This is a genomic window from Tamlana crocina (assembly GCF_012037625.1).
Genome location: NZ_JAAVJS010000049.1, coordinates 1 through 950, shown reverse-complemented (window position 1 = coordinate 950; position 950 = coordinate 1). Strand labels below are relative to the sequence as shown.

Here is a 950-nt window from a genome sequence, read left to right as displayed (position 1 = left end):
ACCGTTACAAATAATTTAACAACAATACCATGAATAATAAATTTCAGATATTATACTTTGCACTAATCATTTTGACCTTCTCTTGTTCTGAAAACGATAATGAGGAAACTTCGGAACCACAGAATAATTTACCAAATACTGTTAGAATAGTAAACCAACAAAATACAGCTAATTATAATTTGGAATATATGAACAATCAAATTAGTTCTTTGACAGGTTCTCATTCTACAATAATAGATAGATTTTATTACGAAAATTCGAATTTAATAAAAATTGATTTTGAAAATATAGATGGACAATATGACTTGGAATATGACTCCCAAAATAGATTAACTCGTTATTACTTTTGGTATGGAGAAAATGCCAATGAATATGTCAGAACTGATTTGGAGTATCAGGGAAATTCAATAACTAGAAATCATTTTTTCAAAAATAATAGTGATGTTTATGAATTTGCTTTTTCCGAAAAACTAACAATTGAAAATGGCAATATTACTAAAATAGAAGATTTAACTAACTCAATTATTTTAGAATACCAATATGGAGAAAAATTCTCTCCTTTTAAAAATATAGATTCTTTTAATGATATTCAAATTGTTCTTACAACTTTTCATGGAGCAAATAGACCACATATTAACTTGAGGGAACTTTTTTTAGGAAAAAATAATTTAGTTAAAGCAATGGATATTAATGCAGGAAACTCAAATAGCTTTCAGTATGAATATAATAGCAATGGACTTCCTGAAAAGATTGTTAATCATGATGACATTGATAACGTTACAGTAGAAACATTTGAAATTGATTTTTAAAAAACTATTTGTAACAACGTGTAAAAATAATTGCTTGGTTCTTGCCTACTCGGAAAATCCTGCGGATTTTCCTCTGGTTCGTTCCATTTTTAGTAAGTTAGTTGCTTTTACACGCAACTATCCTTACACAAACCGTTGGCA

Annotated in this window: 1 protein-coding gene; it reads left to right on the top strand. The window is 27.8% G+C overall.

Going from position 1 to position 950, the window contains the following annotated elements; translation table 11 throughout:
• Positions 1 to 29: 29 nt before the first annotated feature.
• Positions 30 to 809 (top strand): hypothetical protein, encoded by a 780-nt coding sequence (locus HC176_RS15520; RefSeq protein ID WP_167919880.1) that lies wholly within the window; start codon positions 30 to 32, stop codon positions 807 to 809.
• Positions 810 to 950: the final 141 nt, after the last annotated feature.

Coding starts and splice junctions, on each gene's coding strand:
- HC176_RS15520 (WP_167919880.1), top strand. CDS start 30: ATGAATAATAAATTTCAGATATTATACTTTGCACTAATCATTTTGACC.